Below are 3533 nucleotides of genomic sequence, written 5' to 3'. Positions count from 1 at the left end.
CACCTGCTTCGTGGCGGTCGCCGCCGGCCGGCTGGGGGACGAGGAGCGGGCCGCTCGCGCCTGGTCCGCCGTGCGCGAGCGGGTGGCCGAGCTCGAGGCCGCCCGCCCGACGACGGACTACTTCGCGACCTCGCTGCCCGCGATGCTCCTGTTCGTCACGGACCCGGCCGACGTCGTCCACCACGAGCTCGCCGACCTCCGCGCCCTCCTCGAGCACCGGGCTTGAGTCGGCTCAGCTTGAGGAGGCTCAGCTCGAGGAGGCTCAGCTTGAGGAGGGCGCGGGGCGGCAGGTGTTGCTGCGCGCAGGCTCAGGCGCGCTGGGCCGTGCCGTGCCAGGCGGTCCAGGACTCGGGGGCCAGCGTCAGCGTGAGCGACGAGGTCGTGCCCGCGGCCGGGCTGGGTACCGGGGCCTCGAGCTCGGACCAGCACTCGGCCGCGACCTTGGCCGCGTGCTCGGGGCCCTCGACGGCGGCCTCGTGGTCGGCGACCATGCGGTACCCGCCCGCGAGCACCACCGACAGGCCGGTGTGGTCCACGGTGACCTCGACCGGTTCGGCCGTGCGGTTGGTGAGGAACAGGGCGAAGGCCCCGGACTCCTCGTCCCAGGTCGAGGCCGCGGTGACCGTCGGGACCTCGCCGTGCCGCGCCGTCGTCGTGGTGGGGGAGTCGACGCGCAGGTCGAGGGCGGTGCCCTGGGCCAGGCGTGCGGTGGTGGCGAAGGGGTGGAAGGTCGGCTGGCGCCAGGCCTCGCCCCCGGGCTCGGTCATGATCGGGGCGATCACGTTGACGAGCTGGGCCAGGCAGGCGACGGGTACCCGGTCGGCGTGGTTGAGCAGGGTCACCATGAGGTCGCCGACGACGACGGCGTCGAGGCCCGAGTAGACGTCCTCGATGATGCGTGCGGGGGCCGGGCGCAGCGGGATGCTCGCCTCGCCGCCGAAGCGCGAGTCGAGGTACCAGACGTTCCACTCGTCGAAGGAGATGGTGATCTTCTTGTCGGAGCGGCGGCGGGCGCCTACCGCGTCGGCCGAGGCGACCACGCGGCGGATGAAGCGGTCCATCGAGGTGCCCGAACCGAGGAACGACGCGCGGTCGCCGCTGCGCTCCTCGTAGTAGGCGTGCATCGAGATGTGGTCGACCAGGTCGTAGGTGTAGCCCAGGACCGTCTGCTCCCACTCCCCGAAGGTGTCCATGTCCATCGAGGAGGAGCCGCAGGCCACGAGCTCGATCGAGGGGTCCACCAGCTTCATGGCCTTGCCGGCCTCGGCCGCGAGCTTGCCGTACTCGTGGGCGTCCTTGTGGCCGATCTGCCAGGGGCCGTCCATCTCGTTGCCCAGGCACCAGAGCTTGACCCCGTAGGGCTTCTCACGGCCGTTGGCGATGCGCAGGTCCGCCCAGCGCGAGCCGGCCTTGCCGTTGCAGTACTCGAGCAGGGCCGCGGCCTCGGCCACGCCGCGGGTGCCGAGGTTGACGGCCATCATCGGCTCGATGCCCTCGCGCTCGGCCCACTGCAGGAACTCGTCGGTCCCCACGGTGTTGGGCTCGATCGTGCGCCAGGCCAGGTCGATGAACGGCTTGCGGTCCTCGACCGGTCCGACGGCGTCCTCCCACACGTAGTTGGAGACGAAGTTGCCGCCCGGGTAGCGGACCATCGTGGCGCCGAGCTCACGGGTGAGGTCGGCGACGTCGCGACGGAAGCCGTGCGCGTCGGCCGTCGCGTGCTCGGGCTCGTAGATCCCGGTGTAGACCGCGCGGCCGAGGTGCTCGACGAAAGAACCGAAGACGCGGCGGTCGACGGGGCCCACGGTGTAGCCGGGGTGGAGCAGGACGCGGGCGTGCGACGTCGTCATCGGTTCCTCGGTGTGCTCGACAGGATCAGGGTCGTATCGATCTAATGCCGGATCTACATCGTTGTCAAACAGCCTCGGCCTGTAGAGTTACGCAGACGGAAGGCGCTTTCCGGAGCGCCTCGAGCCCTCACGACCAAGGACGCGCGTGACTCACCCAGCACAGCCAGCCCCGACCGCCCAGCCAGCACGACCGGCCGACGCCTCACCCCCCGCCCGACGCCGGTACGCGGTCGCCGGGACCGGCCACCGGGCGTGGATGTACATCGACGCGATCCTCGGGGCCCACGCCGAGGTCGCCGAGCTCGTGGCCTGGTGCGAGCCCAACCCGACCCGCGCCGAGTACTACGACACCCAGGTGGCCCAGCGTGAGACGGCACAGCATGAGACGGCCCAGCGTGGCGGGCCCGACCGGTTGCCCCGCTACGTGCCCGCGGACCTCGAGCAGATGATCCTCGAGCAGCGGGTCGACGTCGTGATCGTCACGGCCCCCGACCACACGCACGCCGACCTGGTCTCCCGGGCGTTGGCCGCGGGGGCCGATGCCGTGGTCGAGAAGCCGCTGACCATCGACGCCGACGGCTGCCGCACCATCACCGGCGCGGTGGCCGAGACCGGCCGCGACGTCGTCATGACCTTCAACTACCGGTACGCCCCGCGGAACAGCTCGCTGCGCGAGGTCATCGCCTCGGGGGCGATCGGCACGCCGACCTCGGTGCACTTCGAGTGGGCCCTGGACACGGTGCACGGCGCGGACTACTTCCGCCGCTGGCACCGGCGCAAGGACCTCTCGGGCGGGCTGCTGATCCACAAGTCGAGCCATCACTTCGACCTCGTGAACTGGTGGCTCGGCGACGTGCCCGAGCGGGTCTACGCGAGCGGCGCCCTGCGCTTCTACGGCGACGAGGCCGCGGCCTCCCGTGGGGTGACCGACCGGCCCGAGCGCGGCACCGGCCACGCCGAGGACCACTGGTGCCTGGACCTCGAGCAGGACCCACGGCTCAAGGCCCTCTACCTCGACGCCGAGCACCACGACGGCTACCGGCGTGACCAGGACGTCTTCGGTCCCGGCATCACCATCGAGGACACGATGGCCGTGCTGGTCGACTACCGCGGCGGTGCGACCCTGACCTACTCCCTCAACGCCCACGCACCCTGGGAGGGGTACAAGGTCACGGTCAACGGCACCGAGGGGAGGGCCGAGCTCGAGGTCGTCGAGCGCGGTTCGGTCGAGTTCGACGAGGACGGCCGCGCGGTGCTCGACCCGAGCGCGACCCCCGAGGCCTTCGCCGGGGACGCCCTGCGCCCGGTGGGGGACCGCCTCCTGGTGCAGCGGCACTGGGAGCGGGCGACCGAGCACACCATCCCCGAGGGCATCGGGGGGCACGGCGGCGGAGACGCGATCCTGCTCGCCGACGTGTTCCGCGGCCCGGGACAGGACCCGCTCGGCAGGCCAGCGGGCTACCTCGACGGCGTCCGTGCGGTGGCTGTGGGCATCGCGGCCAACGAGTCGATGCGGACCCGCCAGGCCGTCGCGATCGCCGACCTCGACCTCGGGGTCGAGCTGTGAGCCGCCGTCGGACCCTCATGATCGGCACCGGGGGCATCGCCGGGGCCCACGCGGGGGCGGTCGCCGCCCACGCCGACCGCGCCGTCGTGGGGCACGGGGTGGACCTCGACGCGGGC

Annotated in this window: 3 protein-coding genes; 2 read left to right on the top strand and 1 reads right to left on the bottom strand. The window is 72.2% G+C overall.

The features are described from left to right. Window positions 1-226: hypothetical protein (locus L0B03_RS15405; RefSeq protein ID WP_250447404.1), on the top strand; the 226-nt coding region annotated here is incomplete at its 5' end. A gap of 82 nt (window positions 227-308) precedes the next feature. Here L0B03_RS15405 and L0B03_RS15400 read toward each other — a convergent pair. Continuing rightward, window positions 309-1850: an alpha-N-arabinofuranosidase gene (locus L0B03_RS15400; protein WP_250447402.1), complete on the bottom strand. Its 1542-nt coding sequence runs from the start codon at window positions 1848-1850 to the stop codon at window positions 309-311. 145 nt (window positions 1851-1995) lie between these two features. On the opposite strand from L0B03_RS15400, the gene L0B03_RS15395 reads away from it, so the two are divergent. Next, window positions 1996-3417 carry a Gfo/Idh/MocA family protein gene (locus L0B03_RS15395; protein ID WP_250447400.1) on the top strand — a complete coding sequence of 474 codons (1422 nt, stop codon included), beginning with the start codon at window positions 1996-1998 and terminating at the stop codon, window positions 3415-3417. Window positions 3418-3533 lie beyond the last annotated feature (116 nt).

The sequence above is a fragment of the Actinotalea sp. C106 genome (assembly GCF_023630195.1).
In the GTDB taxonomy this organism is placed as follows: Bacteria; Actinomycetota; Actinomycetes; order Actinomycetales; family Cellulomonadaceae; genus Actinotalea.
This window is presented reverse-complemented; position numbering and strand designations above follow the sequence as displayed.